Here is a 25,806-nt window from a genome sequence, read left to right on the forward strand (position 1 = left end):
TCGGCCGGGACTCCAGGGGACGGGCGGCCGGTGCGCCCCGGCCGCGCTCGCGGTTGCGACGGATGTCGAGGAGAGGGCGCAGGCTTCCAGGTTAATCCCTTTGTGAAGACATGCACAAAGTGTGAGAGCCCACTCTCGGGTGTTCACTCTCCCAGTTAAGGGTGGCGGTCCGGGATCCACCCCCGGGCCCCGCGAACCCGTACGGGGCCGCGCCATGGGCGTTCCGGGAGCGTACCAGTCCAGGCGGAGGCCGCTAGGCTGGGCGTATGGCGCCGCGAGATCACACGATCACTCTGCTGGGCAAACCAGGATGCCATCTGTGCGACGACGCCAGGGCCGTCATCCAGCGCGTCGCCGCGGAACTGGGCGTCACCTGGGAGGAACGCGACATCACCGCCTCCGAGGCCGATCAGAAGGCGTACTGGGACATGATCCCCGTCACACTGATCGACGGCGTGCAGCACGACTTCTGGCGGGTCGACGAGACCCGCCTGCGCGCCGCCCTCGGCGCCTGAACCCTCCCTACACGCGATAGGCGGTGGGCAGCGGGACGACCTTGGCGGCGTTGACGTTCAGCTCGATCACGTTGGCGGCGAGCACGTGGGCCACCCGCTCGCGGGCGAACCGCTCCATGTGCGCCTGGCGCTGGTGCTCGGTGAACGCCACCTCGTCGCGGTAGATCTCGTACACGATGCGCTGCAGCGGCGCCGACTTGACCGCATGGCAGATGAAGATCAGGGTGTCCGGCTCGCTGCGGCGCACGGCCTCGACCGTCTCGTCGGCCAGGCGGTCGAACGCCTCGCCCGCGCCGTCCATGAGCGTGAAGACGGTGAGCAACCCGTAGATGCTGGTGGACGGCTTCGCCGAACCGCCGGCCGGCGCGGACGCCACGCCCCGGGCCCCGCGTCCCCCGAGCCCCTCGGGCGCGGCCGGCGGATCCGGGCGTCCGAAGGCCTGCTGCGCCTCGGCGCCGGAGAAGAGCACGCCCGTGGCGGGCATCGAGAATTCCGGCTGCCCGGGCGCCCGGTGCGACCCGTCCGGCCCGGGGAAACCGGCCTCGACCGTCGCGTCGTAGCCGCCGTGCCGGCCGAACTGTTCCTGCTGCTGCCCGGGCTGCTCGGGCCGTCCGTACGGGGACTGCTGCCCGTACGGGGGCTGCTCGCCCTGCGGGCCCTGGTAGCGGCCCGGCTGGTTGAGCCGGCCCGGCGGCGGGCCGGGTTCCATGAACTCGCCGGTCCTCGGGCCGCCGTGGCCCTCGAACTGGCCCTCGAACTGGCCCTCGGAGCCGCCGGACGGCTGCATGCGCGCGGCGAAGTCGACCTCGCCCGGGTCGCCCGCCCGGTACTCGGCCACCAGGTCACCGAGACCGGAACGGCGGGGCGGCGGCATGGCCGGGGCGGCGACCGGCATGGGGCCGGACTCGGGGGAGGTTCCGGACGGCTCGGGGGCGCGGCGCCTGCTGGGCCTTTGCTCCTCCTCCCAGACGTCGTCGGTGTCGTCGCGCTCCTCGTCGTACGGGGCGAGCGGTCGCGCGACGACGTACCACACGGCCCCCACCATGAGGGTGATCAGCAGCGCGGCGAACACGCCGGGGATGGCGAACCGCACCGCGCCGACGATGGCGAAGCCGGTCGGGGTGAGCACCACCCCGGCGTGCATGTTGTCGGCGTCGGAGTCGTCGCCCCCGCGCCAGCGCAGGACCGCGAGGATCAGGCAGCCGATGAGGATCAGGTACGTGGCGGCGTGGGCGGCGGTCAGCAGGGCGGTCGGGATGATCGTCCAGTGGGTGTCCCCGAGGGGCAGTACCTTGCTGCTGAGCTTCTCGGTCGCGCTGATCGGGTCGACGGCCAGGATGACGAGGGTGACCAGCGTCAAGGCCGCGCCGAACAGCCAGGCGGCGAACTTGCCGGCCGTGCCGCGCGCGAGGAGCTGGACCATGCCGATGGCCAGCCAGAACGGTGCCAGGAACGCCCCGGTGATCTGGTAGACGCGGAAGGTCGCGGGACCGAACCCGATGAGGTGCCCGATCGCGACCGAGCTGAGAGCCAGGCAGAGCGACGCGGTGGTGATGGCCCAGGCGAGGAGCCAGCCGGTTCTCTGCTCCCGGAGGCGTCCCACCAGGATGCCGGTGGTGATGGCGGCGAACACTGCACCGGCGAAGGCGGTGACGGCAACGACGGCTTCCATGATGGCTCAACTCTGCCGGACATTACCTCCAAACCGGTAGCCGATGCCCGAGGTGCCGCATCACTCCTGTTACGCGAGGTACTTACTGAGGCAAAGTGGATTGTGCAATTTCCCTATGATTTCTAGAGTGTTGCCGCACGCACCCGCCCTTCCCTTTCCTCCCCAGGGATACCGGATGTCGAACTCATGGTCGGTCGCCGGGCTTTCCCCACCAGGATCGGCCGACACAGTGAACTCCACGCGCCCCGCCGCTGACCAGCGCGAGCGCCCCTCTCCTGAGAGCGATGAGCTCCGGAAGGTGGTGCTCCGCGCCAAGACCGGCGACGCCGACGCCTTCGCGGCGCTCTACGACCGTTATGTGGATCTTGTCTATCGCTATGTCTACTTCCGGGTCGGCTGCCACGCGCTCGCGGAGGATCTCACCAGTGAAACGTTCCTGCGCGCCCTCGGGCGCATCGGCCACTTCACCTGGCAGGGCAGGGACATCGGCGCATGGCTGGTGACGATCGCCAGGAATCTCGTGACCGACCACTACAAGTCCGGCAGGTACCGCATGGAGGTGTCCACGGCCGAGGTGCTGGACACCCCGCTGGACGGCGCGCACATCCCGGAGAACGCCGTGGTCGCCACCATGATCACCGAGCGGGTGTTGCGGGCCGTCCGCGACCTCGGACCCGAGCAACAGGAGTGCGTGGTGCTGCGCTTCCTGCACGGCATGTCCCTGGCCGAGACCGCGCTGATCATGGGCAAGAAGAGCGGCGCGATCAAAGCCCTGCAGTTCCGCGCGATCCGCGCCCTGGCCCGGGCGCTCCCGGACGACCTCAATTGACCACGACCGGCAAGGCGCCGCCGCGGGCGCGGACGGCCGTAACCTGAGGCCTCTCCGCATCGTTGGGCAGATAGCACCTATGGATCATCGTAGTGCGTCCGGCAGGGAGCTTTCATGGGCAAGTGGGGGCCTACGCGGTGGCTGCTCAGGCGGCGGGCCGTCGTCAGGCGGCGCGATCCCCAGCCCCATTTCGTCGCACGGCTGAACGAGATCGGCTCCGACTCCGGCACCGGCCCGCGTCCCGACTTCCGGGCGCGCCTGCGCGAGGAACTGCTGGCCGCCTACCACGCGAAGGCCGCCGCCCCCGCCCCCGAGACGCCCCCGCGCCGCCCGTCCCTGTTCACCCGGGTGCGCCCGGCGGCGGTGATCGTGGCCGTGGTGGGCGTGATGTTCTTCACAGGCCTGCGGACCTACGACGCCGTCCCCGGCGACAGCCTCTACCCGATCAAGCGCGCGGCCGAGGCCACCCTGCTCAGCCTGACGACCGACGACACCGAACGCGCCAAGCGGGAGCTGAACGCCGCCCACTCCCGCGCCACGGAGGCCGCCGCGCTGCTCGGCTACCCCGACTCCGCGCGCGAGAAGCTGATCGGGCGGACGCTGGACGACATGACGCGCACCACCCGCTCCGCCCTCACCGAGCTCGGCCACGTGAAGCGGCGCGGCAAGCAGACACCGGCGATCAAGAAGTTCACCGAGCAGCAGCGCGACGTCGTCGAGCCGATGATCCCGCAGCTCGGCGGGGACGACCGCATGAAGGCCAGCGCCTACCTGGACATGATCGACGACCTCACCCCGTGACGTCCCCGCGCGTGCGCCAGACCGTCACGCCACGCTAACGCCTCGTACACCGATTTCAGCCCCTCCGCATGGTTAAGCTGAAGTGCTATGAGGCGGTTACTACGACGGCGTACCGAGGCGGAGATCGCCGGCGAAGTAGCGGCGGCGGCGGCCGTCACGGCCCCGGAGACCGAGCCCGACCCCACCGCCGCGGCGTTCTTCGACGTCGACAACACGATGATGCGCGGCGCCTCGATCTACCACTTCGCCCGCGGGCTCGCCTCCCGCGGGCTTTTCACCACCGGGGACCTGCTGAAGTTCGCCATCGGCCAGGCCCTGTTCCGCGTGCGCGGCAACGAGAACCCCGCACACATCGCCCGCGCCAAGGAGACGGCCCTGGCGTTCGTGGTCGGGCTCAAGGTCGAAGACGTCGTGCGCCTCGGCGAGGAGATCTACGACGAGGTGATGGCCGACCGCATCTGGGCCGGCACCCGCGCGCTCGCCCAGGGCCACCTTGACCGCGGCCAGCGCGTGTGGCTGGTGACCGCCACACCGGTCGAGCTGTCCCGCGTGATCGCCCAGCGGCTCGGGCTGACCGGCGCGCTCGGCACCGTCGCCGAGACCGAGAACGGCGTCTACACCGGACGGCTGGTGGGCGACCTGCTGCACGGCCCCGCCAAGGCCGAAGCCGTCAAGGCGCTGGCGCGACGCGAGGGCCTGGACCTGTCCCGCTGCACCGCCTACAGCGACTCGGCCAACGACCTGCCCCTGCTGCGGCTCGTCGGCCACCCCTGCGCGATCAACCCCGACAGCGAACTGCTCGAATACGCCAGGAAGAGCGACTGGCCGGTGCGCGACTTCCGCACCGGCCGCAAGGCCACGATGATCGGCCTGCCCATCGCGGCGGGCGCGGGCGCGCTGGCCGGAGGCGTGGCCGCCGCGATCGCCCTCAGAAAGCACTACCGCTCGCTCTGACCCGACGCCCCGCGGGCGTCGGCTGGTCAGCGCCCCTCGGCCTTGCCGAAGACCTCCAGGGCCTCGGCGTCGGAGTAGCTGCCGGTGACGAACTCGGCGACCCACTGCTCGACGCCGCCGAAGCCGCTCTCGTGCCCGCCCCTGGTGACCTCGACCAGTTCACGGTCAGCGTTAAGGCCTCAATGCGGAGGAACCGGGACTCGCTTGACCCCAACAGGCCGGCGCACGGAGGTGGGGACCACGTCACTGCCGACACGCAGGCATCGACGTGGGGACCGCGAGCCCGTTCACCCGTCAGCCGTGTTCGCGGAGGGCATGCAGGCAGACGCACGTCTTCGCAAGTTTTCCGCGAAATCCTCACTATGATGACGACGTGCATGCAGGGAGGGGGGGCCGTGCTCATCCGATTCGATGTGGCGAACTTTCGGTCGGTGCTCGATTCCGTCGAGTTGTCGATGGTCGCCGTCGACCGGGACAGAACCGAGGCGAGGCCGGTGCCCAACCTCGGTGAGAGCCTGCTGCCGGTGGCGGCCGTCTACGGTCCCAACGCCTCCGGCAAATCCAATGTCATCGCCGCGCTGACGTGGCTGCGAACCGCCGTGCGTGATTCCTTGCGCTACTGGGACGACGAGATCCCCGTCGAGCCGTTCGCGTTCGCCGACGGTAAGGACCGTCCTTCCGAGTTCACGATCGAGTCGGTGATATCGGGCGTCAGGTTCGAGTACACCGTCGAACTGGACCGGCAAGAAGTCGCGTATGAAGCCTTGTTCCACTACCCCGAGAAGAAGCGGCGCAGGATCTTCGAACGTGAAGGAGCCGAGCTCAAGCTCCAACGGGGCCTCGGCAGGCTGTCCGGCACGCGGGAACTGTTGACCGCGCGTACTCTCGCTCTGTCCGTCGCCCGGCGATTCGACGAGCCTCTCGTCTCTGATTTCGCTCGTGACCTGCTCGCGGCCCAGACGCTCGGCCTGAAGTCCCGTGCTCGCCGCCCCTTGAACTCCGGTCCGGCTCGCTCGACGCTTCGCTGGTTCGAGGAGAGCTCCGAACGGGACCAGTTGTCCTTGCCGGGCTTCGAGGAACTGGAATGGCCCTCTCCGGCGGATCGGACTCAGGCGTTGGCCTTACTGCGGTTGGCAGACCTCGGCATCGACGATGTGGTGATCGACGAGCCCGAGGGGAGTTATCCAGAGGGCGCCCCCGAAACACTGCGCATGCGAACGCAACGCAGGGTGAGGCTCGTCCACCGAGCGGCTCACGAAAGAGCACCGCTCGACTTCGCAGCGGAGTCGGAGGGCACGCGCACCTGGTTCCAGCTCATCGGCCCGGTACTGGCCGCTCTCCGCTCCGGGTCTCTGCTGTTGTTCGACGAGCTGGACGCGAGCCTGCATCCGACGTTGTCCATGCACCTGATCCGGCTGTTCCACGAACCGGCGACGAACCCGAAGGGCGCACAGCTCATCTTCACCTCGCACGACACGAGCTTGCTGAACCACCTCAACCGAGACGAGGTCTGGTTGACCGAGAAGGCGGAGGACGGCGCGACCAGGCTCGGCGCGCTGGCCGAGTTCGCCGGAGAGCGGGTGAGGAAATCCCAGAACCTCGAGAAGGGGTACCTGCACGGCCGGTTCGGTGCGCTCCCCGACGTCGACCGGACCGAGGTCCTCCGCGCTCTTGGTCTGATCGGCTGACCGATATGCCGCGTAGAACCAAGGCGAAGGACCTCAAACGCAAGGTCGCGAGCCGACCGGAACGCAAGACCGTCGTCGTGTTCTGCGAGGGCGAGGCCTCCGAGCCCGACTACATCAACGGACTGAAGCGACTGCCGCACGTCCGCGCGAACACCTCGGTCAACATCGAGATCGACCCCGACAAGGGGGTACCGCTGACGCTCGTGAGGCGGGCGGTCGACCGAAAGCACGATGACGAGGTCGACGAGTGCTGGTGCGTGTTCGACGTCGAGTGGCCGCGGAATCATCCGAACCTTGAGCAGGCCATCCAGTTGTCGAACAGGCACGGCATTCGCCTCGCCATCTCGAACCCCTGCTTCGAGCTGTGGCTGATCCTTCACTTCGAGGACCAGACGGCCTTCATGAACACCGGTGACGCCGAACGCAGGAGCCGCAAGCTTGACGGACGTTCCGGGAAGCGGATCGACGCCGATCGGTACATGGACCGTCGGCACGCGGCATCGCAGCGCGCGGCCCTGCTGGCCAAACGCCACGCGCGGGACGAGACCCTGTTTCCCGACGACAACCCCTCGTCCACCATGGGCGACCTGCTCGACGCGATCGAACCCTGACCGGTCCGCACCCCTCGCAGGCGCTTAAGTGATCAGAAGAACGGGGGGAAGGCGTGGCCGCGTTCGAGGCGTAGGCGGTTGAGTTGTTGCTGGATCAGCTCGCGGACCTGGTCGGTGAGGTTGAAGACCAGGGCTCCCACCTCGTCGGCGCCGGCACCCGCGCGCTGCGATCGCCCTAAGGAAGCAGAGCACTACCGCTCGATCTGACCCGGCGCCCCGTGGGCGTCGCTCAGCGACCCTCGGCCTTGGCGAAGTCCCCCAGGGCCTGGGTGTCGGAGAAGGTGCCGGTGACGAAGTCGGCGACCCACTGCTCGATGTCGCCAAAGCCGCTCTCGGCCACCAGTCGGCTTGCCGCGGCGGCGGCGTCGAACAGGGTGCGGCGGAGGGTGACCGCGCCGCTGCCGGAGTCCAGCAGGGCCCAGTGGGCGCCCGACGTTCCGTACGGCATGCCGACCGACCCGGGGTTGACCACGAGCCTGCGGTCCACGAGCCGGACGAACGGCATGTGGGTGTTGCCCAGCACCACGGTGTCGGCGGTGACGCCGTCGAGCACCTCGGCCCACCGGGCGAGCGTGCTGTCCACGAGAATCATCTCGTCGTCCCGGCGCGGCGTCGCGTGGACGAAGAGAGTGGTGCTGAGCCGGCCGAGGTCGAGCACCTGCCGGTCGGGAAGGGCTGCCAGCAGGTCGACCTGTTCCGGGCGGAGCCGCTCGCCCGCCCACCGGGAGATCTCGTACTCGCACGGCTCTCCCCTGGCGACCTCGACCAGCTCGCGATCGGCGTTCCCGTTGACCCATAGCACCCGCTCGCCCAGGCTGACCAACAGATCGAGCGTCTCAACCGGCTGCGGGCCGGCGGCGATGTCCCCAGTGAGGACGAGCAGGTCTGCCGCCGTCACATCAGGCTCGGCGAGCACCGCCTCCAGAGCCGGCAGCACCCCGTGAACGTCGGAAAGTACGGCTATACGCATACCACCACCCTGCACGGCCGCCCCCACCTGCGACTCCCCCTGAACCCAATGGAAGTGCGATCTTCGGGCAATCATCCCCAGCCGAGCCTGACCGCACCGTCAGCCTGCCCGGAGGAACTGCTCGAAGGCTTCCCGGGCCAACGCGGAGACGGTCTTCCCTTCTTGATCAGCACGGGCCTTCGCGCGTTCGCGCAGTTCCTCAGGTACGCGAAACGAGACCCTCGGTGAGTGCGCGCCCTCACCTGTCAGTGACGGCCGACCGCCACGGCTGGTAGGTGTGGGCACGCGGCCCGCGTCGATCGCACGGTGGACATCGTCGATCGCGTCGTTCACATACGAGTCGGTGATGCGGTTGCCCTTGCCGTCATAGATCTCTTCGATGTCGCTGTCGATCTCGGAGTCATGGTCCAGGACCAGTTCGATGTCTTCCGGTGGCCAGGCTGCCTTGTAGCCGGTCATGGCATCCTCCTCAACGCGGTCGGCATCGCATGGATGATCACCAGGTATTTGTCGATGAGCCGATCTCTCCCAGTTCGAAGCCTCGTCCCATCGTGCCCCGCCACCGGGCCGACCACCGAGCGGAACTCATCCAGAGCTGGTACTACTGATCCGAGCCTCGCTCGCCTGTCCAGACGTCTCGGCCGTTCGCCCATAGCTCGTTGACGTGATAAGCGAACCGGTCGTACAGGCCGTCGTCCTGGTGCCGCCTGAGGTGCAGCATCGGCGAGTCGTGGCCGACGAGCTTGGCCAGATGCGGGGTGACGAGCATCTCCTCGTCGAACTGGAACACCGACAGCGCGATGTGCTCGTCACCGAACCGCGCCTCGATGCCGGAGATCTCTTTGAGATGATCGAGCTCGGCCAGTGTGATCCTGATCCGCGTGGACACCGTCAATGGCACCCCCTCGGCCTCCTCGCGGCGTCGTGTCACCTCACTGTCCGGATCTCCGAGCAGAAACCGGATACGGCACCCCTGCTCGGCCTTCCGCTGGAGCACCTTGGCGAGATTAGGGTGCTCCAGCCAGAGAAAGTAGTTGGTGTATCCGGCCAGGGTGATGCTCGACCTGGCATCAGTGATCAGCGTCCGCCACACACTCTTGGGACATGCGGACCGATACGGAAAGACCGACACCACCTCTCGATCCGGCCCGGTCTTGACCGCGTTACGTATCGCCTCGGGCCACAGCACGGCCTCATCCACTCCCAGCGCTCCGGAGGCGGCCCACCGGTGACGCGGATGCGGCACGCGCGCTTGGTCGGTCAGCCAGCGGGACACCGTTTTGACGTCCACCTCGCACCGTTCGGCGAGGTCCTTTTCGGTAAGTCTCGCACTCACCATCGCCTGACGTAGGGACTCGTTGGACATCGGCTACCTCGAAACCAGGGACGTTGGGGACGCCTCCAGACCGTAACGAGAAACGTCCCAGACGTCCGGGGAACGTGGTGTGAACGGCCGAACACGGACAGCCACTCTATCCGCGTGACCAAACCAACGATCCTCGAAGACCTGCAGGCGGCGTTCCCCCGATGGACCATTTGGCGCAGCTCAGCGGGCCGACTGTGGGCTACGCGCAACCAACGGCTTACCGACGCGCAGATGGAGCTCGGACTGAGCCACACCATTGACGGTGACGACGCACCTCAACTGGTCGAACGCCTCCGCGGCGAAGAGAACGCCGGTGCTTCCGGCGACCAAGGTGGGCCGACGACGTGAGCCGCACCCCGGGTCGGCACAGGATCGGAGCGGCACTCAGCCAGGTGGAACCTCGGCGCTGGGATGTGGCCAAGAAGGCGGCCGCCGCGCAAGTTGACCAGATGGAGCCCTGCTGGTCCGTCTCGTACGGCGTGGGTAGCCGACGGTTTCTCGCCATCGCCGTCTGGCACGTTCCGGCACCGCTGCGTGTGGAGGCCGCGACGGTTGAGGAGCTTCGCGAGTTGATGCGCGAAGCCGAGTTGGGGCCGCTGGCTGGGCCGGGCCGTTCGTGGGCCTGGGTGGCATGACGGCCTCCGACGCCCACGACCACGAGCCCACCGACCCCGACGACGCCGAGCCACGAGACCCGTACGGCTTCGGCCCCGGTGCACGGATCTCGATCGGCGGCTACTTCCCGAGCAGCGCCGTGGACCAGGTGGGCCCGGTAGTTCCGATTAACCCCGTTCCAGCCGATGGTGAACGGCTTTCAGGTGACCGGCAGTTGTACGCGGTCGCGTACCTGCTCCCGTCCCGAACCGAGCACGCCGTACCGTGGCGGGTCGCCGTCCCAGGGGACGATGCCGCTACGGCGTGCGGCGTCCGAGCCAGGGTCGCGGACATCTCCAGATCACGGGTCATCTGGATCCCCGGACCTCTGATGTGCCATGAATGCGCATCGGTGGTCACCGGCCGCACCGGACGGGACGGGCCACGGTGACGATCCTCAAGCCCGAAGGCACTGCCGGACACAGCCCACACGTCCCCGAACCGCAGGCCGACAGCCAGATCATCACCTGGCGGCCGGCGACCCACGCCGAGGACCGGCGGCGGGTGCTGCGCTGGACCTGTCAGTGCAAGCCAGTGGTGTACTACCTGATCACCGCTGGCGGACGAGGCTACATCGAACGCACCGCCCCAGGCCAAGCGACCGTCCAAAGCCCTCGAATGCGGTACGCGCCCATCGCCGACCTGTGGGAACTACTCCTCCTCGGCCGCGCCCGATGACACCACCGTCATCACACTCCCATCCGCAGCCGCGCAAACCGGCTGGCGGGTAGCGGGGAGTCCGAGGGGCGGCAGCCTCTCGGCGGGAGGCGGGGGCGGAGCCCCCTGGGAGAACACAGCCCGAGCCGGAGGGCCGCCAAGGCCCGGAGGTGAGGACCTTTGCCTTGCCGGCCCTCGGTGCTCCGTTGTCAGAAGAACGGGGGGAAGGCGTGGCCGCGTTCGAGGCGTAGGCGGTTGAGTTGTTGCTGGATCAGCTCGCGGACCTGGTCGGTGAGGTTGAAGACCAGCATGGGGTCGTCGGCCTCTTCGGGGTCGTAGGTGTCGGTGCGGACCGGTTCGCCGAACTCGATCATCCACTTGGACGGCAGGGGGACGAGGCCGAGGGGGCCGAGCCAGGGGAAAAGCGGGGTGATCGGGATGTACGGGAGGCCGAACAGGCGGGCGAGGGAGCGCAGGTCGCCGATCTTGGGATAGATCTCCTCGGCGCCGACGATCGCGCACGGGATGATCGGCACGCCGGCGCGGATCGCCGAGGCCACAAAGCCGCCTCTGCCGAAACGCTGGAGTTTGTACCGCTCGGAGAACGGCTTGCCGACGCCCTTGAAGCCCTCGGGGAAGACGCCGACGAGTTCGCCCTTGCGCATGAGCCGGTCGGCGTCCTCCGGGCAGGCAAGGGTGTGGCCGGACTTGCGCGACAGGTGGCCGAGGACGGGGAGCTGGTAGACGAGGTCGGCGCCCAGCAACCGCAGCGGGCGGTGCGCCGGGTGCTCGTCGTGCAGCGCGACCTGGAGCATGAGGGCGTCGACGGGGATCGTGCCGGAGTGGTTGGCGACGACGAGGGCTCCCGCCTCGTCGGGCACGTTCCCGAGGCCGACGGTCTGGACGCGGAACCAGTGGCGGTAGAGGGGGCGGATCAGCTCCAGGAGCACCTTGTCGTTGAGCTCGGGGTCGAAGCCGAACTCGTCGACCTCGTACTCCCCGGCGAGGCGCCTGCGCAGGAAGTCCAGGAACTCGGTGAGGCGGTCCTCGACGTTCTTGGACGGGGTGTCCGCCGCGCCGCGCCGCGCCGACGTGATCGGGATGACCCGCGCGGTCTCGCCCTCTTCGTCCTCGAAGTCTGAGAATGCGTCTGTCTGCTTCACTGTTTCCCGCCCCCGCCGAGCACTGTTCCCAGCCAGTCGATCACAGGGAGTGGCGTCCCGCCAAACAGGCCACGCGCGTGGAGGAAATCCGCGAACGCGGTCGCGGTGGTGAACTTCGGCCGCCAGTCGAGCTCCGCGGCGATCTTCTCGGCGTCCACGGCGCGCCCGTAGCTCATCAGGGCGAGCTGCTCGGGCGAGAAGTCGACGCGCCCGATGCGCCGGGCGAGCTCGCCGAGGACGCGGAAGGTGGGGGACGGCACCGGGACGGTGGGCCGGCCGCTTCTGCGCACGCACTGCGACAGGAGCATGACGCCGTCGCCGGCGACGTTGTACGTGCCGGGGTGGTCCTCGACGGCCATGCGGCGCAGGACCTCGACGCCGTCGTCCTCGTGGACGAACTGCAGGCGCGGGTCGAAGCCGAAGACGGTCGGCACGACCGGCTGGGTGAAATACCGCGTCAGCGGAGAGTCCACCCCCGGGCCCATGAAGTTCGCGAAACGCAGCGTCGAGACCGTGATGTCGGGGCGCCGTCGGGCGAAGCCGCGCACGTACGCCTCGACCTCGGAGGCGTCCTTGGCGTACCCGGAGATCGCGACCTCGACCGGCTCGGCGTCCTCGGTGAAGACCGCGGGGTCGTGCGACGAGGAGCCGTACACCGCCGTCGTGGACCGGACGACCACGCGGCGTACCGTGGCGGACCGCTGGCACGCCCCGAGTAGCTGCATGGTGCCGATGACGTTGTGCTCCTTCATCGAGGACCGGCCGGTGGTCTTCGAGGGAGCGCTGACGAGGCTCATGTGGACGACGGAGTCGACGTCGGCCGCGGCGATCACGCGCGCGATGTCAGGGCTGCGCAGATCGACGCGGACGAACTCGGTGCGGCCGAGCGCGGGGCCGCCGCCGCCCCGCGTGAGCGATGGCGGCGGCACGGTGTCCACACCGATGACCCGGTCGATCAGCGGATCCGCTGCGAGGGCGCTCGCGACGCGCGCGCCGATGTGCCGGGAGACCCCCGTGACGAGCACTGTGTGGGTCATCGGCGCCTCGCAGGATCACGTGCCGTGGGTACCGCTCTGCTCGAGTGCTCGCCGGGCGCCTCGTCGCACCCGGCCCGCCGCTCCGCGTCGTCGGTCCGCGCTGCTACTTCTTGTTACGCCGCTGGATGCGGGTCTTCTTGAGAAGCTTGCGGTGCTTCTTCTTCGCCATGCGCTTACGACGCTTCTTGATCACAGAGCCCACGGGACCCCCAGGTGAAGGTAGGTTTGCCAAATCTGCGAGTGCCGCCCGGCGAGTGGTGCACCGCCCGGAGTCATGAGGACACGCCGCTCTCACGGCACACCCATAACCCGGATCGGTGCCTCGTCATGAAGCACACCGACACAACAGCCTACCGGCGATTCGCGGTCGCTCGCTCCCTGGGGGGAACGGCGCTCCCTGGGGGGATCCCGCGTACCACTCCAGGGGACGCCCGCGACCGGCCACGATGCGGGCGGCGAGCCGCCTGCCACGCCCCGGTGGGGTTGTTCGCCCCCTGGCAAACTGATGCGCTCGTTATCTAACGGTTGCCGACCAAACCGCCAATGTCGCTACTGGTCAGTTCAACCCGCTTCGATGAACGCATCCCTCAAGTAGTCGTGCACCGCCTGCTCGGGCACCCTGAAGGATCGCCCGACCCGGATGGCCGGTAACTCACCCGAGTGCACGAGCCGGTACACCGTCATCTTGGACACCCGCATGACGGTGGCAACCTCTGCCACCGTCAGGAACTTCACCTCGCTGAGAGGTCTTTCGCCTGCAGCCATCGGACGCCTCTTCCGCACGTGTTTCCGGGTTATCCCCACTGGTGCCATTGCTCACGCACGTGTACTGCTGTCAGCGTAGAGCGCGCCTCCGATCGCGCAAACCCCCTATTCCACCAGTCTGAGGAGACGTCTGCCACCAGAATGGGAAAAGTCGCTGGCCAGCAGCCAGGCCGGGCCCTGTTCCCGATCTTGTAAACGCTCTGATCACGTCTCATTAGAGCCGCCGGGGATCAGAAAAAAGTTGGCAAACGGTCGACGCCGAGCTCAGATGGCCGGTCCGAAAGCGGCGTTAGGGTGTGACCGGATTACGCGACAGCTGTCTCACAGGCCACTCTCGACCCTTGAGACCAAGTAGTCGGTCATCGGACCGTAGTGGCGCGGCAACACGTTGTCATCAAGGGGGACGGTCACCGCGATCTTGCCCTCGGCCTCGCCGACGAACAGCCCGGGGTCGTTACTGTCGGCGAACCCGACGGTCTCGATGCCCGCCTCGCCCGCCGCGCCCGCCCAGCCGTGGTCGGCGATCACCAGGTCCGGCCGGTCCTGGCCGGCCTCGTCCAGCTCGGCCAGCATCGCCTGCATCGGGGCGGGGTCGTGGGTGTGGACTAGGGCGCCGCCGTCGTCCAGCATCGCCACGTCGTCCAGGTAGCGGATGCGCCGCCTGCGGCCCAGGCCGCCATGGGTGAACGCCCGCGTCTCGCCGGGGGTGAGGAGTTCGGCGCCGCGCCGCCGGGCCAGGCGCGCGAGGGCGAGGTGGGTGGTGAGCAGGCCGGTGGGGTGGCCGGTCGCGATGAGGATGCGGGGCTTGTCGCGCTTCAGCACGGCGGCGATCCGGTCGCCCATCGCGTCCAGGGCGTCGAGGGTGCGGTCGGGGTCGATGGTGTCCTGGCCCGACCGGAACCCGGGGTCGGGCACGACGCCCGCGGCCTTGGCCATCAGCGCGAGGATGTCGCGGAAGGTCCAGTCGCCCTCCATGCTGAGGCCGAACATGTAGTGGGGGTCGCGCACGGCGAGGGAACGGTAGTGGTCAAGATTGTTCTCCCGGCTGGTCGCCACATCGCCGGCGATCCTCGCCCGGACAAGATGTTCGCGCAGCTCATCCCGCGAAGGAGGGGTCGCGGTCTCCATCGTTCACTCCGTCCACTCGGCAGGTCGTGCGTCCCTCGCGCGACCTCGACAACGCCACGCACGGGCGGCCACCTCGCCGTGCGGGATCAGGGCTGGGGGTCCAGCCCGTGAAGTGGGAAGATCGCCTTCCGCGTCGCCATGATCGCCCGGTCTATGGAGTCCCCCGGGTCGTAACCTCGCGAAAAATCCTGAAATTCCGGGGTCCGACCGTCGGTCATGGTGAGAGGAGGCAACTCTCCTGTACGTTCCGTGGCGAACGCGCGCCAGCTCGCCGGCGTCTCGGTGGCCGGGTCGACCGGCGCGCCCGCCGCCTCGGCGATCAGATGCGTCCACGCCCGCGGCACGACCTGGACCAGCTCGTACCCGCCGCCGCCCGTGACCAGCCACCGGCCGCCCGCCGTCTCGTGCGCGAGCGCGTGCAGCGCGGCGTACGCCCGGCGCTGGCCGTCCAGGCTGAGCATGAAGTGCCCCAGCGGGTCCAGGGCGTGGCTGTCGCAGCCGTGCTGGGTGACCAGCACCTCGGGCTGGAACTCGCGCAGCAGCGGCGGGACCACGGCCTGGAAGGCGCGCAGCCACCCGGTGTCCCCGCACCCGGCCGGCAGGGCGACGTTGACCGCGGTGCCCTCGGCGCCGGTCTCGCCGGGGAGGCCGGTGCCAGGGAACAGGGTACGCGGGTTCTCGTGCAGGCTGATGGTCAGCACCCGCGGGTCGTCGTAGAACATCGACTGGACGCCGTCGCCGTGGTGGACGTCCACGTCCACGTACGCGACGCGCCGCGCCCCCTGCGCGAGCATCCAGGCGATGCCCACCGCCGGGTCGTTGTACACGCAGAATCCGCTGGCCAGGCCCGGCATCGCGTGGTGCAGCCCGCCGGCGACGTTGATCGCGTGCTCGGCCTGGCCCGTCCACACCGCGCGGGCGGCGGCCAGCGTCGCGCCGGCGACCAGCGCGGACGCCTCGTGCACACCGGCGAAGGCGGGGTTGTCCGGGGTGCCGAGCCCGTAGAAGAAGTCGGGCACGCCCGAGACGGACACGCGCCTGACGGCGTCGATGTAGTCGCGCGTGTGCACCAGGGCGAGCTCGTCGTCGGTCGCCGGGGCGCACCCCACGACGCGCACCTTGTCGAGCACCCCGAGATCGCGGGCGAGCTCCATGGTCAGCTCGACCCGGACGGGGGCCAGCGGGTGCCCGGGGCCGAAGTCGTAGGAGATCAGCTCGGCGTCCCAGACCACCTGAACCGAACGGCTCACGCGTTCACCTCGCCCACGACGCAACGGCCATACCCTCGGGCCTCCGGGCCCGCCGGGGGCCGCCCTGGGAAGCCGGAGGAACGGTCACACGAGGGGCGCGAGGTCACCGAATCGCCGCGCACGCTCATGAAACCGACCGTACCGCACCGCTTACCGGCCACCGGCGACGGCCACGGCCGAAGGGGCGTCCGGGCGGGCCTGTAGGGGGCTCCTACGGGCCGCACGCGGACGTTCAGGGGTCCCGCCGGTCACTCGGCGCGCAGGGCGATCACCGGGTCCAGCCGGGCGGCCCTGCGCGCGGGCGCCACGCCGAAGAAGACGCCGACCCCGGCCGACACCCCGAAGGCCAGCGCGATCGACCACCACGTGATCGCGGCCGGCACCGGCGACAGCGCCTGGATCGCCAGGGCCCCGCCGACGCCGAGCAGGATGCCGACCACCCCGCCGATCGTGGTGAGCAGCACGGCCTCGATCAGGAACTGGCCGAGCACGTCGCGCCCCCGCGCCCCGAGCGCCTTGCGCAGCCCGATCTCGCGGGTCCGCTCGCGCACGCTGACCAGCATGATGTTCGAGACGCCGACGCCGCCGACGAGCAGCGAGATGCCCGCGATGGCCGCCAGCACGCCCGTGAGCATGCCGAGGACGCTGCCGATCGTGCCGAGGAGCTGGGTCTGGGTGACGCCGCTGAACCGCTCGCCCGGGTAGCGTTCGGTCAGCCCGTCCACGACGCGCCGCCGCAGCGGCTCGATCTCGTCCGGGCCGGAGGCGCCGACCGCGATGCCGTTGATCCGCGACAGGCCGATGAGCCGCTGGGCCGTGGTGACCGGGATGTGCACCTCCTGGTCCCGGGCCACGCCGAACGTCGCGCCCACCGGCGCGTACAGGCCGATGACCCGGAACCGCACGCCCGCGATCGTCACCTGGCGGCCGATCGGGTCGACGTCCCCGAAGAGCTTCTCGCCGACCTCCGCGCCGAGGACGGCCACCCTGCGCCGCGTGTCCACGTCGGTCTCGCCGAGGTACCGGCCCCGGCGCAGCGGGCGTTCGAAGATGTTGGGCATGTACTGGTCGGTTCCGGTGACCGTGGCGAACACCTCGGTGCGTCCCACCCGTACGGACTCGCCGGAGTTGACGGCGACGGTGACCTTGGCCGGGTCGCCGACCACGCGGCGGACGTAGGCGACGTCGTTCAGGTCCAGGCGGCTCTGGGTGGGGGCCGCGCCCAGCCCGACCTGGCCGGGGACGACCAGGATGATGTTGCTGCCCAGCCCCGCGATCTCCCCCTCGATGGCCTGCTTGGCGCCGGTGCCGATCGCGACGAGGATCACCACGGACAACACGCCGATCACGACGCCGAACATGGTGAGCGCGCTGCGCAGCCGGTTGACCCGCAGGGCCTCCAGCGCCATCCGGGACGCTTCGGCGGTCCTCACCGGACGCCCGTCCCGGAGGCGGTGTCCAGCTCGATGAGGCCGTCGCGGACGTGGATCTGGCGGCGGGCCGCGTCGGCGACCTCGCGCTCGTGCGTGACGAGGACGACGGCGACGCCGCGCTCGGTGTTGAGGTCGGCGAGGATGCCCATCACCTCCTGGCCGTTGCGGGAGTCCAGGTTGCCGGTCGGCTCGTCCGCGAGCACGACCTTGGGGTCGCCGACCAGGGCGCGCGCGATGGCCACCCGCTGCTGCTCGCCGCCGGACATCTGGGACGGCCGGTGGTCCAGGCGGTGCGCGAGCCCGACCGCCTCCAGAGCCCTGCGGGCCCGTTCGCGCCGCTCGGCCCGTCCGACGCCCCGGTAGACGAGCGGAAGCGCCACGTTGTCCAGCGCGGAGGTACGTCCGAGCAGGTGGAAGGACTGGAACACGAAGCCGATGGCCTTGTTGCGCAGCTCGGCGAGGCCCGCGTCGTCGAGCGTGGAGACGTCGGCGCCGTCCACCCGCAGGGTGCCGGAGGTCGGCCGGTCGAGGCAGCCGAGCAGGTGCATCAGCGTAGATTTGCCGGACCCGGAGGGCCCGACGATCGCCACGGACTCGCCGTGGTGGATGCGCAGGCTCACCCCGCGCAGCGCGTCCACCGACACCCCTTCCAGCCGGTAGGAGCGGGTCAGGTCCACGGCCTCGAACGCGGGGACGGCCCCGGCCTCGTCCGGGGTCATGAGAGCCGCTGACCGGCGCGGACGGTGTCGGCGCCCCTGACGACGACGCGCTCGCCGACGCTCAGGCCGCGGGCGACCTCGACCACGGCGTCGCCCTGGGCCCCCAGCTTGACCACGCGGCGCTCGGCGGTGCCGTCGCCGCGGACCACCCACAGGACGGTCTCCCTGCCGCTGGTGACCACGCTGGACGCCGGGACGGCCACCGCGTCGGGCGAGTCGCGCACGGTGAGCCTGACGACCGCGCTCATGCCGGGCTTGGGCGCGGGCGCCCCTCCCCCGCCGTCGTAGGTCCCCGCGCCGAGCGCCAGCCGTACGGGGTAGCTCACGCCGCCGGTAGTGCCCTCCTTCGGGGTGACGCCGACGCCGGTGACCCTGGCCTGGTAGGTCGCCCCGGAGACGGCGTCCAGCTCGACCTCGGCCTTGACGCCGGGGCCGACGAGCAGCACGTCGGTCTCGTCCACGTCGGCCGACAGGGAGAGCTTGGAGACGTCGGTGACGGTGACCAGGGCGTCGCCCGCCGACACCGGGACGCCGGTCGCGATCGTGCCCCCGGACGCGGGGGACGCCGCTCCGCCGCCGGACCCGCCCGCCGCCGCGCCCGCCTGCCCGGCGAGGCCCGGAGGGAGCTGCCCGAGCAGCGCGCCGAGGTTCGCCGAGCCGCCGCCCGGCGGCCCGCCCAGGGTGACGACGCCGCCGAACGGCGCCTTGACCACGAGCCCGTCCACGGTGGCCTTCGCGGCCTTCGCCGCCGCCTTGGCCTGGGCCTTCGAGGCCGACTGGAGCGAGGTCATGGATGTGGCGAGCCCGCCGAGCCCCGCCCCGATCTGCCCGCTGACCTGCGAGAGCGCCAGGTTGACCGAGCGGGTGAGGTTGCGGGTGATCTGGTTCAGCGCGGCGCTCTGCGCGCGGTGCTGGGTCTCGGCGGCGTCGATGGCGGCCACGAGCTGCGCGCGGACCCGCGCGTCCTTGATCTTCCTGGTGGCGGCCCGGGCCTTGGCGAACCCGCGGGCGACCTGGCGGTCCAGGGACGCGGTCACGTTGGGCGCGGCCAGGCGGACGCCCGGCGCCGCGACGCCGCCCATGGACACCGGCTTGGACGCCTGCCGCTCGGCCTTGCGCGCCTGGGCGAGCTGGTCCTTGGCCTGCGGCGAGCTGATCCTGACCAGGATCTGCCCCTTGGTCACCGTGTCGCCGTCCTCGACGTACACCTTGGCGACCGTCCCCGCGGCCGGGGAGCGCAGGGTCGCCGTGGCGCGGGCGCCGACCGTGGCGGGGGCCTCGACGACCTCGCTGACCGGGGCGCGGGTGGCCTCGCCGATCTGCACCTTGGGCGCCTCGTCCGGAGAGCAGGCCGCGATGAGGAACACCGTGAGCCCGAGCAGCAGCGGGGGGAAACCGCGACGAATCGTCACGCGGCCCATCGTAAGAGGGCGATCACCCGCCCCGCCGGGTTACCCCCGGGAAGTACGGCTAGGTCGCGGCCACCACGCGGCGCAGGCCGCGGATCGCGGGGACCGACAGCAGCAGGACGCACCCCGTGACCGAGACGACCGACGAGACCGCGAGCACCTCCCTCGCCCCGACCAGCGAGGCGACCGGGCCCGCGAGGGACTGGCCGATCGGCACGGCGATGATCGACCCGGCGACCTCGTAGGCGTGGACACGGTTCAGCACCTCCGGCGCGACCTGGGTCTGCACGCTGGTCATCCACATGACGCCCCAGAACGCCGAGCCGGCGCCCGCCACGACGTGCAGGACCGCCATGACCGGCAACGGCGGCACGAGCGTGAGCGACAGCGGCTCCAGCGCGCGGAAGAACATCGCCAGCGCGCCGGCGGCGAGCGGCCGCTGCGGCTTGATCCGCATGGCGATCAGCCCGCCGAGGATCGTCCCCGCGCCGAACGCCGAGGTGACGAAGCCGTAGCCGGTGGCCTTGTAGGCGTCGTTGACGATCACGGCGCCGAGCGGGTAGACCGGGCCGAAGACGGCGATGCCCATGACCGCCCAGATGAGGATCACGCCCCACATCCACGTACGCGAGCGGAACTCCCGCCACCCCACCTTGAGGTTCGCCCAGATCGACCCTTCCTGGACCGCACGGGGGACGCCGCGCAGTCGCAGCAGCGCCAGGCACACCGAGCTCACGCCGTACCCGGCGGCGTCGATGAGGAAGACGAGCCCGACGTCGGCGAACGCCACCAGCATGCCGGCGACCGACGGGCCGACCAGCATCATGAAGGACTCGGAGGTGCGCTGGGTGGCCACGGCGCGCTGCACGTCGGTGGCGATCCGCGGGACCAGGCTCGCCAGCCCCGGCTGGAACATCGCCGCGGCGGTGCCGTTGACGGCGGAGATCACCATGAGGTGCCACAGCGTGGGAGTGCCGGCGAGGAACAGCGTGGCCGTGATCGTCTGGGTGACCACCCGGACGGCGTCGGCGCCGACCATCATGCGGCGCGGGGTGAACCGGTCGGCGAACACGCCGCCGAAGAGGACGAGCAGGGCCATGGGGACGATGGAGGCCGCCATCGTGAGGCCCGCGCCGGTGGCGCCGTACCCGGCCTGGATCACGCCGAGGGACATCGCGACCGGCACCATGCCGGTGCCGAGCGTCGAGACGGACCGGGCGGTGAAGAAGAGCCGGAAGTCCCGCGTCCAGACGGCGGGCTCGCCGCGCCGGTCGTCCTCGGACTTCCGCGCTGTATCGGACATCCCTTCCGTTTCAGCGCGCTCCATCGCAATGCCCCCATGTACGCCCGTTCCCGCCGGACATGATGGCACTTCAATAGCAAGCTTTCCTAACGATTTAGCGAGGCACCCGTTCGGGTGGATTGGGACCGCCCATAGGTATCTCGGCGGAATGCCGGGAACTAGGGTGTTCCGTCGTACCAGGTACCTTCTCGCGCCGGGAGGCGGATCTCCTTGACGGCAGAACCCACGGACGAGCGATGGGCCGCGCTCAGGCGGCGCTTCACGGAGATCGACGGCGACGGCGACGGCTACATCACCCACGCCGAGTTCCGCGAGCACTTCCCCGAGTTGCCGGGCGAGGCCATCGGCGCGCTCGACCAGGCCGGTGACGCCGACGGCGACGGGCGGATCTCGTTCGAGGAGTTCGTCCGCCTGACGCCCTTCGGCTGAGCCCGCCCGCCCTGTCCGGGGGCGCGGAACCTGCCGCCTTCGCGGCTGAAGCCTGCGCCCCGGGACTCTACGCGTCAGCCCGCGGCGAGCTGGCGGCTGCGGTCGCGCGCGGCCTCGATGGCGGCCAGGAAGGCCGCGCGGACGCTGTGCCGCTCCAGCTCGGCGATGGCCGAGATCGTGGTGCCGCCCGGCGAGGTGACCGCCTCGCGGAGGATCACCGGGTGCTCGCCCGAGTCGCGCAGCATGATCGCCGCGCCGACGATCGACTGCGTCACCATGTCGAGCGCGGCCGCCCGCGGCATGCCCAGCAGGATGCCCGCGTCGACCATGGCCTCGACCAGGTAGAAGAAGTACGCCGGGCCGCTGCCGGACAGCGCGGTCGCGGCGTCCTGCTGGGACTCCGGGATGCGCAGCACCTTGCCGACCGGCCTCAGCAGGCTCTCCGTCTGCTCCAGGTGGACCTCGGAGGCGTGGGCCCCGGCGGAGATCACGCTCATGGCCTCGTCCACCAGCACCGGGGTGTTGGACATGACCCGCACGACCGGGACCTCGTCGCCCAGCCGGGACTCGACGAAGGACGTCGTGATGCCGGCCGCGACCGTGATGACCAGCTTGCCCGCGGGCACGTGCGAGGCGATCTCGTTCAGCAGGGCACCCATGTCCTGCGGCTTGACCGCGAGGATCAGCGTGTCGGCGATCTTGGCGGCCTCGCTGTTGGGCACGACCCGCACGCCGTGGCGGTCGCGGAGGGCGGCGGCGCGCTCCTCGCGGCGGGCCGTGGCGATGATCTCGCCCGGCGCGACACCCGCGCGCAGCAGCCCGGACAGCAGGGCCTCGCCCATCTTGCCCGTACCGAGAATGGCGATCATCTCAAGGCACCTCGTGTGAACGTCCGGAAACCCTCGCAGCCTACCGACTCCCCGGCGGTCCGGGCGCGTCGCAGTGTCCCGTCAGCGCCCGTCAGCGCCCCGCCAGGGAGCGGAGCAGGTCGGCGACGTTGCCCGTGCGCCCGGCGAAGTGGCGGGCCAGGTGCCCGTACCAGCCGGGCCCGTACGGGACGCGGACGCGCACCCGCGCGCCGTGGGCGGCCTGGCGTCCGAGCGCGGGCGGGCGGACGCCGTACCACATCTGGTACTCGAACGACCCGGGCTCGCGCTCGTTCAGCACGGCGAGCGCCGACGCGACCTCGACCAGCCGCCGGTCGTGGGTGGCCACCATCGGGTAGCCGCCGCCCTCCATGAGGATCCTGAGGCAGCGCACGTACGACTTGTCGACGCCGGCGGGCCGCGCGTGGACGACCGACGCCGGCCCGCCCGGGGTGCCCGCGCACAGCCGTACGCGCCCGGCGGCGAGCGCCCGGCAGTGGTCCTCGGCCTGGCGCAGGGAGGCCTGGACGGCGACGCCGGTCGAGGGGTGGTCCTCCAGGAGGGAGGCGTGCACGCGCAGCGCGCGGTCGGCCAGGGCGGGGCCCTCGGTGTCGACGGTCACCGTCGCCCCGAACTCGCCCGCGGCCGCGCACACGCGCGCTGCGTTGTCCCGCGCGAGCCCCTCGTCCACGTGCAGGCCGAGCACCGACAGCCGGAGGGACAGGTCGGCCCCCTTGGCGGCCTGGCGCCGGTCGAGGGCGTCCAGCAGCGCGACCGAGGAGTCGGCCGCGCGGGAGGCCTGGGCCGGGTTCCGCGCCTCCTCGCCGAGGTGGTCCAACGTCACGAGGAAGCGGTCGGCGGTGAGGGCCGCGGCGACCGAGGCTGCGTCCTCCACACCTGTGCCCGCGACGTAGCGGCTCATGACGCGCCGGGCGACCCCCGACGTCCGGACCATGCTCTCCACACGGCCGTTGCTCGAAGCGGCCAGCAGAACGCGACGCAACACCATTGGCAGCCTTCCTGGCAGGACGGACGGTTCCCAGAGCGGGATCTTCCCACCCTACGGCGGCCAGGGCGTCGATCTTGGGAGCTCGCGGGGCCATGTTGCGGTTTGACAACCAACTGACGACCCATGTCGTCTTATAAGTCTTTTATTCAGAAGATCTACCCGATGGTGCCGTAAGTCGGTTCCAACGCCGGAGCCGCGGTCACCGAAAGGGCAGACGTGAAAAAGATCCTCACAGCGCTGGCCACCGCCGGCGTGGGTCTGAGCACAGCGCTGGTCGCGACACCCGCGACCGCGGGAACTCAGCAGGCCCCCGAGTACACGCCACCCGCTCCGGAGTGGGCGCAGTGCGCCACGCTGCCCGCGGGCATCGAGTGCGCGTCGGTGACGGTGCCGCTGGACTACGACCGGCCGTGGGGCAAGAAGATCAAGATCGCCCTCTCGCGCAAGAAGGCGACCGACACGGCGCACTACCAGGGCGCCATCCTGTTCAACCCCGGCGGTCCCGGCGCCAGCGGCCTGGGCTACCCGGTCACCATGCAGAACCGCCTCGGCGCCGCGCTGGCCGCCCAGTACGACCTCATCGGCTTCGACCCGCGCGGCGTCGGCTCCAGCGAGCCCGCCCTGAGCTGCGACGTGAACTTCTTCAACCCGGTGCGCCCCGACTACGTCCCGGGAGACCTTCGCGAGGAGTTCGCGTGGCTGAAGAAGTCACAGGGGTACGCCAAGGCCTGTGACACCGCCCACGGCGACGTGCTCAAGCACATGACCACCGTCGAGGTGGCCACCGACATGGACCAGATCCGCAAGGCCCTCGGCCAGAAGCAGATCAGCTACGTCGGCTACTCCTACGGCACCTACCTCGGCGCGACCTACGCCACGCTCTTCCCGAGCAACGTGCGCCGCCTGGTGCTGGACAGCATCGTGCACCCCGACCGCGTCTGGTACGACACCAACATCGACCAGAACCACGCCTTCGAGGTCCGCGCCAAGGACTTCTTCGCCTGGATCGCCAAGTACGAGTCCACCTACCACCTCGGCTCCACCGGTGCCGACGTGGAGAAGGCCTGGTACGCGGCCCGCGCCAAGGTGAAGGCCGCGCCCGCCGAGGGCCGGGTCGGGCCGGACGAGCTCGACGACACCTTCCTCGCCGGCGGTTACCTGAAGAGCCGGTGGCCGCTGCTCGCCAACGCGCTGTCGAAGTACGTCAACAACGGCGACACCGTGACGCTCGCGAACGCCTACGCCATCTACGGCGACAGCAGCGGCGACGACAACGGCTTCGCGGTCTACTCCGCCGTCGAGTGCTCCGACGCCCGCTGGCCGCGCGACTGGGGCACCTGGCACCGGGACTGGTGGCAGTCCTCCCGCACCGCGCCGTTCCTGAGCTGGGGCAACGCCTGGTACAACGCGCAGTGCCAGTCGTGGCCCGTGCGCGGCAAGCAGCGCCTGCACATCGACGGCCGGGCGATCAAGAACGCCCTGCTCTTCCAGGACACCAAGGACGCGGCCACGCCGTACGCCGGCGGCGTCGAGATGCACAAGAAGTTCCCCGCCTCCCGCCTGGTCGTCATGGACGGCGGCGGCAACCACGGCCTCACCGGCCGCGGCAACGCGTGCATCGACGACATCTGGAAGGCCTACCTGACCGACGGCACCCTGCCGCCGAGCCTGCCCGGCCCCGACGTCCACTGCGCGCCGTTCCCCGACCCGGTGCCCCCGCCTGCCGCCACCCTCATGCGCACCGCCCCCACGGCGGACGACGACTGGGTCCCCGGCGAGCGCTGACCTCCCCGTCCCCCGTCCGACACCTCGATGCCCCGCCGCTCACCCGAGCGGCGGGGCATCTCGTCGTTCCGAACCAGGGCGAGATCGGGTACGTCATAGGGATATGCGGATGATGACGGCGACTCTGGCGGCCGGATCCCTGCTGCTGACCGTGGGCGGCAATGTTCCGAGTGCCACTGCCATGAGCCCGAACCCCGACCACGCCGTGACGTCGACCATCGTGGCGACGGGCGGCACCCCCTCACCCCTGGCCCCGGCGACAGGCCCGTCGCCCACGAGGCCGAAGGGCCACACGATCAACACGCACAAGGTCCGGTGGGAGAAGGCGAAGCCCACCAAGGACGGGCGCAAAATCAAGGTCATCTGGTGGTCGGGGGTCGAGCCCTGCACCGTGCTCGACCGCGTGAAGGTGCGGGAGACGTCCAAGCGCGTGACGATCACCCTCTACGAGGGCCAGGCGGAGGACGCGCAGAACGTCGCCTGCATCCTGATCGCCATTCAGAAGGTCACAACGGTCAAGCTGAAGGCCCCCCTCGGCAAGCGCAAGATCGTGGACGGCGCCCGCTCCTGACGGCGCCGCGCTCCCAAGCGGGCCGCCCCCTTCCGGGCCGCTCCCTTCCGGGCGGCACTCCCGACCAGGCGGCACTCCTGACCGTGCCGCGCTCCTGACCCGGGCCGCCCACCTGGGCGGACGTCCGGGGAACCGGCCGGTCGTCCCGCCCGTTCCCTGCTGTGTGACCCCCGGCAGGCTCCCCCGCGTCACGGCGCCCGTCCCCGCCGCCCTCGCCGGTCG

General features: G+C 70.4%; 29 protein-coding genes. 13 read left to right on the plus strand and 16 right to left on the minus strand.

Features of this window, described 5'->3' with window-relative positions:
* Positions 1–266 precede the first annotated feature (266 nt).
* Positions 267–515, plus strand: coding sequence for a glutaredoxin family protein (locus AB0H21_RS16970; protein ID WP_358517145.1), 249 nt, complete (start codon positions 267–269; stop codon positions 513–515).
* Positions 516–522: 7 nt separating this feature from the next.
* Here the strand turns inward: AB0H21_RS16970 and AB0H21_RS16975 are convergent, their stop codons facing one another.
* Entirely contained in the window at positions 523–2,187 is a 1,665-nt protein-coding gene (locus tag AB0H21_RS16975; protein WP_358517147.1) for an antibiotic biosynthesis monooxygenase, read from the minus strand.
* A gap of 229 nt (positions 2,188–2,416) precedes the next feature.
* On the opposite strand from AB0H21_RS16975, the gene AB0H21_RS16980 reads away from it, so the two are divergent.
* The 5 genes from AB0H21_RS16980 to AB0H21_RS17000 all read left to right on the plus strand — a co-directional run bounded on the left by AB0H21_RS16980 (position 2,417) and on the right by AB0H21_RS17000 (position 7,070).
* A complete protein-coding gene (locus AB0H21_RS16980; RefSeq protein WP_358517148.1) occupies positions 2,417–3,016 on the plus strand; it encodes a sigma-70 family RNA polymerase sigma factor in 600 nt (199 codons plus the stop codon).
* A gap of 114 nt (positions 3,017–3,130) precedes the next feature.
* Entirely contained in the window at positions 3,131–3,817 is a 687-nt protein-coding gene (locus tag AB0H21_RS16985; RefSeq protein ID WP_358517149.1) for a DUF5667 domain-containing protein, read from the plus strand.
* An 87-nt stretch (positions 3,818–3,904) separates the two neighbouring features.
* A complete protein-coding gene (locus AB0H21_RS16990) occupies positions 3,905–4,771 on the plus strand; it encodes an HAD-IB family hydrolase (RefSeq protein ID WP_358517150.1) in 867 nt (288 codons plus the stop codon).
* Between the two features lie 431 nt (positions 4,772–5,202).
* The gene (locus tag AB0H21_RS16995; protein WP_358517151.1) at positions 5,203–6,459 is read left to right on the plus strand and encodes an ATP-binding protein; all 1,257 of its coding nucleotides are present in this window, start codon (positions 5,203–5,205) and stop codon (positions 6,457–6,459) included.
* Between the two features lie 5 nt (positions 6,460–6,464).
* On the plus strand, positions 6,465–7,070 hold the full coding sequence (locus tag AB0H21_RS17000; RefSeq protein WP_358517152.1) for an RloB family protein: 606 nt from the start codon (positions 6,465–6,467) through the stop codon (positions 7,068–7,070).
* Positions 7,071–7,299: 229 nt separating this feature from the next.
* On the opposite strand, the gene AB0H21_RS17005 is transcribed toward AB0H21_RS17000, so the two are convergent.
* From AB0H21_RS17005 to AB0H21_RS17015, 3 genes are all read right to left on the minus strand, one after another.
* The gene (locus AB0H21_RS17005; protein ID WP_358517153.1) at positions 7,300–8,040 is read right to left on the minus strand and encodes a metallophosphoesterase family protein; all 741 of its coding nucleotides are present in this window, start codon (positions 8,038–8,040) and stop codon (positions 7,300–7,302) included.
* A 99-nt stretch (positions 8,041–8,139) separates the two neighbouring features.
* Positions 8,140–8,499 carry a hypothetical protein gene (locus AB0H21_RS17010; protein ID WP_358517154.1) on the minus strand — a complete coding sequence of 120 codons (360 nt, stop codon included), beginning with the start codon at positions 8,497–8,499 and terminating at the stop codon, positions 8,140–8,142.
* 142 nt (positions 8,500–8,641) lie between these two features.
* A complete protein-coding gene (locus AB0H21_RS17015) occupies positions 8,642–9,406 on the minus strand; it encodes a DUF5919 domain-containing protein (RefSeq protein WP_358517156.1) in 765 nt (254 codons plus the stop codon).
* A 114-nt stretch (positions 9,407–9,520) separates the two neighbouring features.
* Between AB0H21_RS17015 and AB0H21_RS17020 the strand changes: the two genes are divergently transcribed.
* Genes AB0H21_RS17020 through AB0H21_RS17035 form a run of 4 tightly spaced genes read left to right on the plus strand, consistent with a single transcriptional unit; the run spans position 9,521 to position 10,738 of the window.
* The gene (locus tag AB0H21_RS17020; RefSeq protein WP_358517158.1) at positions 9,521–9,754 is read left to right on the plus strand and encodes a hypothetical protein; all 234 of its coding nucleotides are present in this window, start codon (positions 9,521–9,523) and stop codon (positions 9,752–9,754) included.
* Entirely contained in the window at positions 9,751–10,041 is a 291-nt protein-coding gene (locus AB0H21_RS17025) for a hypothetical protein (protein ID WP_358517159.1), read from the plus strand. The genes AB0H21_RS17020 and AB0H21_RS17025 overlap by 4 nt, the downstream gene beginning before the upstream one ends.
* Positions 10,038–10,451, plus strand: coding sequence for a hypothetical protein (locus tag AB0H21_RS17030; RefSeq protein WP_358517161.1), 414 nt, complete (start codon positions 10,038–10,040; stop codon positions 10,449–10,451). The genes AB0H21_RS17025 and AB0H21_RS17030 overlap by 4 nt, the downstream gene beginning before the upstream one ends.
* Positions 10,448–10,738: a hypothetical protein gene (locus AB0H21_RS17035; RefSeq protein WP_358517163.1), complete on the plus strand. Its 291-nt coding sequence runs from the start codon at positions 10,448–10,450 to the stop codon at positions 10,736–10,738. The genes AB0H21_RS17030 and AB0H21_RS17035 overlap by 4 nt, the downstream gene beginning before the upstream one ends.
* Before the next feature lie 188 nt (positions 10,739–10,926).
* On the opposite strand, the gene AB0H21_RS17040 is transcribed toward AB0H21_RS17035, so the two are convergent.
* The 10 genes from AB0H21_RS17040 to AB0H21_RS17085 form a co-directional block, all read right to left on the minus strand.
* Positions 10,927–11,880, minus strand: a complete 954-nt coding sequence (locus AB0H21_RS17040) for a lysophospholipid acyltransferase family protein (protein ID WP_358517164.1) — start codon at positions 11,878–11,880, stop codon at positions 10,927–10,929.
* Positions 11,877–12,917: an NAD-dependent epimerase/dehydratase family protein gene (locus AB0H21_RS17045; protein ID WP_358517166.1), complete on the minus strand. Its 1,041-nt coding sequence runs from the start codon at positions 12,915–12,917 to the stop codon at positions 11,877–11,879. Before AB0H21_RS17045 ends, AB0H21_RS17040 begins: the two co-directional genes overlap by 4 nt.
* A 103-nt stretch (positions 12,918–13,020) precedes the next feature.
* On the minus strand, positions 13,021–13,119 hold the full coding sequence (locus AB0H21_RS17050; protein WP_018654693.1) for an AURKAIP1/COX24 domain-containing protein: 99 nt from the start codon (positions 13,117–13,119) through the stop codon (positions 13,021–13,023).
* Positions 13,120–13,478: 359 nt separating this feature from the next.
* Positions 13,479–13,682, minus strand: a complete 204-nt coding sequence (locus AB0H21_RS17055) for a helix-turn-helix domain-containing protein (protein ID WP_114029719.1) — start codon at positions 13,680–13,682, stop codon at positions 13,479–13,481.
* Positions 13,683–14,003: 321 nt separating this feature from the next.
* Positions 14,004–14,810: a phosphatase gene (locus tag AB0H21_RS17060; RefSeq protein ID WP_358517168.1), complete on the minus strand. Its 807-nt coding sequence runs from the start codon at positions 14,808–14,810 to the stop codon at positions 14,004–14,006.
* A gap of 86 nt (positions 14,811–14,896) precedes the next feature.
* Positions 14,897–16,060: an acetoin utilization protein AcuC gene (locus AB0H21_RS17065; protein WP_358517170.1), complete on the minus strand. Its 1,164-nt coding sequence runs from the start codon at positions 16,058–16,060 to the stop codon at positions 14,897–14,899.
* Positions 16,061–16,308: 248 nt separating this feature from the next.
* Positions 16,309–17,493, minus strand: coding sequence for an ABC transporter permease (locus AB0H21_RS17070; protein ID WP_358517172.1), 1,185 nt, complete (start codon positions 17,491–17,493; stop codon positions 16,309–16,311).
* Complete coding sequence (locus tag AB0H21_RS17075) at positions 17,490–18,212, minus strand: ABC transporter ATP-binding protein (RefSeq protein ID WP_358517174.1); 723 nt, start codon at positions 18,210–18,212, stop codon at positions 17,490–17,492. Before AB0H21_RS17075 ends, AB0H21_RS17070 begins: the two co-directional genes overlap by 4 nt.
* Positions 18,209–19,624 (minus strand): biotin/lipoyl-binding protein, encoded by a 1,416-nt coding sequence (locus tag AB0H21_RS17080; protein WP_358517176.1) that lies wholly within the window; start codon positions 19,622–19,624, stop codon positions 18,209–18,211. The genes AB0H21_RS17075 and AB0H21_RS17080 overlap by 4 nt, the downstream gene beginning before the upstream one ends.
* A gap of 58 nt (positions 19,625–19,682) precedes the next feature.
* Positions 19,683–20,924, minus strand: coding sequence for an MFS transporter (locus AB0H21_RS17085; RefSeq protein WP_358517177.1), 1,242 nt, complete (start codon positions 20,922–20,924; stop codon positions 19,683–19,685).
* Positions 20,925–21,134: 210 nt separating this feature from the next.
* On the opposite strand from AB0H21_RS17085, the gene AB0H21_RS17090 reads away from it, so the two are divergent.
* Positions 21,135–21,353 (plus strand): EF-hand domain-containing protein, encoded by a 219-nt coding sequence (locus AB0H21_RS17090; RefSeq protein ID WP_358517179.1) that lies wholly within the window; start codon positions 21,135–21,137, stop codon positions 21,351–21,353.
* Between the two features lie 74 nt (positions 21,354–21,427).
* On the opposite strand, the gene proC is transcribed toward AB0H21_RS17090, so the two are convergent.
* Positions 21,428–22,222: a pyrroline-5-carboxylate reductase gene (gene proC, locus AB0H21_RS17095; RefSeq protein WP_358517181.1), complete on the minus strand. Its 795-nt coding sequence runs from the start codon at positions 22,220–22,222 to the stop codon at positions 21,428–21,430.
* 91 nt (positions 22,223–22,313) lie between these two features.
* Positions 22,314–23,228, minus strand: a complete 915-nt coding sequence (locus AB0H21_RS17100; RefSeq protein WP_358517183.1) for a proline dehydrogenase family protein — start codon at positions 23,226–23,228, stop codon at positions 22,314–22,316.
* Between the two features lie 216 nt (positions 23,229–23,444).
* On the opposite strand from AB0H21_RS17100, the gene AB0H21_RS17105 reads away from it, so the two are divergent.
* Both AB0H21_RS17105 and AB0H21_RS17110 read left to right on the plus strand, forming a co-directional pair.
* Positions 23,445–25,013, plus strand: a complete 1,569-nt coding sequence (locus AB0H21_RS17105; protein WP_358517185.1) for an alpha/beta hydrolase — start codon at positions 23,445–23,447, stop codon at positions 25,011–25,013.
* Positions 25,014–25,122: 109 nt separating this feature from the next.
* On the plus strand, positions 25,123–25,584 hold the full coding sequence (locus AB0H21_RS17110; RefSeq protein WP_358517187.1) for a hypothetical protein: 462 nt from the start codon (positions 25,123–25,125) through the stop codon (positions 25,582–25,584).
* The last annotated feature ends 222 nt before the right edge of the window (positions 25,585–25,806 follow it).

The organism is Sphaerisporangium sp. NPDC051011 (genome assembly GCF_040653595.1).
Taxonomy (GTDB): Bacteria; Actinomycetota; Actinomycetes; order Streptosporangiales; family Streptosporangiaceae; genus Sphaerisporangium.

Bases quoted from the DNA above. Each gene is read 5' to 3' on its own strand.
- AB0H21_RS16970 (WP_358517145.1), top strand. From the start codon at position 267: ATGGCGCCGCGAGATCACACGATCACTCTGCTGGGCAAACCAGGATGC.
- AB0H21_RS16975 (WP_358517147.1), bottom strand. From the start codon at position 2,187: ATGGAAGCCGTCGTTGCCGTCACCGCCTTCGCCGGTGCAGTGTTCGCC.
- AB0H21_RS16985 (WP_358517149.1), top strand. From the start codon at position 3,131: ATGGGCAAGTGGGGGCCTACGCGGTGGCTGCTCAGGCGGCGGGCCGTC.
- AB0H21_RS16990 (WP_358517150.1), top strand. From the start codon at position 3,905: ATGAGGCGGTTACTACGACGGCGTACCGAGGCGGAGATCGCCGGCGAA.
- AB0H21_RS17000 (WP_358517152.1), top strand. From the start codon at position 6,465: ATGCCGCGTAGAACCAAGGCGAAGGACCTCAAACGCAAGGTCGCGAGC.
- AB0H21_RS17005 (WP_358517153.1), bottom strand. From the start codon at position 8,040: ATGCGTATAGCCGTACTTTCCGACGTTCACGGGGTGCTGCCGGCTCTG.
- AB0H21_RS17010 (WP_358517154.1), bottom strand. From the start codon at position 8,499: ATGACCGGCTACAAGGCAGCCTGGCCACCGGAAGACATCGAACTGGTC.
- AB0H21_RS17015 (WP_358517156.1), bottom strand. From the start codon at position 9,406: ATGTCCAACGAGTCCCTACGTCAGGCGATGGTGAGTGCGAGACTTACC.
- AB0H21_RS17030 (WP_358517161.1), top strand. From the start codon at position 10,038: ATGACGGCCTCCGACGCCCACGACCACGAGCCCACCGACCCCGACGAC.
- AB0H21_RS17045 (WP_358517166.1), bottom strand. From the start codon at position 12,917: ATGACCCACACAGTGCTCGTCACGGGGGTCTCCCGGCACATCGGCGCG.
- AB0H21_RS17055 (WP_114029719.1), bottom strand. From the start codon at position 13,682: ATGGCTGCAGGCGAAAGACCTCTCAGCGAGGTGAAGTTCCTGACGGTG.
- AB0H21_RS17060 (WP_358517168.1), bottom strand. From the start codon at position 14,810: ATGGAGACCGCGACCCCTCCTTCGCGGGATGAGCTGCGCGAACATCTT.
- AB0H21_RS17075 (WP_358517174.1), bottom strand. From the start codon at position 18,212: ATGACCCCGGACGAGGCCGGGGCCGTCCCCGCGTTCGAGGCCGTGGAC.
- AB0H21_RS17085 (WP_358517177.1), bottom strand. From the start codon at position 20,924: ATGTCCGATACAGCGCGGAAGTCCGAGGACGACCGGCGCGGCGAGCCC.
- proC (WP_358517181.1), bottom strand. From the start codon at position 22,222: ATGATCGCCATTCTCGGTACGGGCAAGATGGGCGAGGCCCTGCTGTCC.
- AB0H21_RS17100 (WP_358517183.1), bottom strand. From the start codon at position 23,228: ATGGTGTTGCGTCGCGTTCTGCTGGCCGCTTCGAGCAACGGCCGTGTG.
- AB0H21_RS17110 (WP_358517187.1), top strand. From the start codon at position 25,123: ATGATGACGGCGACTCTGGCGGCCGGATCCCTGCTGCTGACCGTGGGC.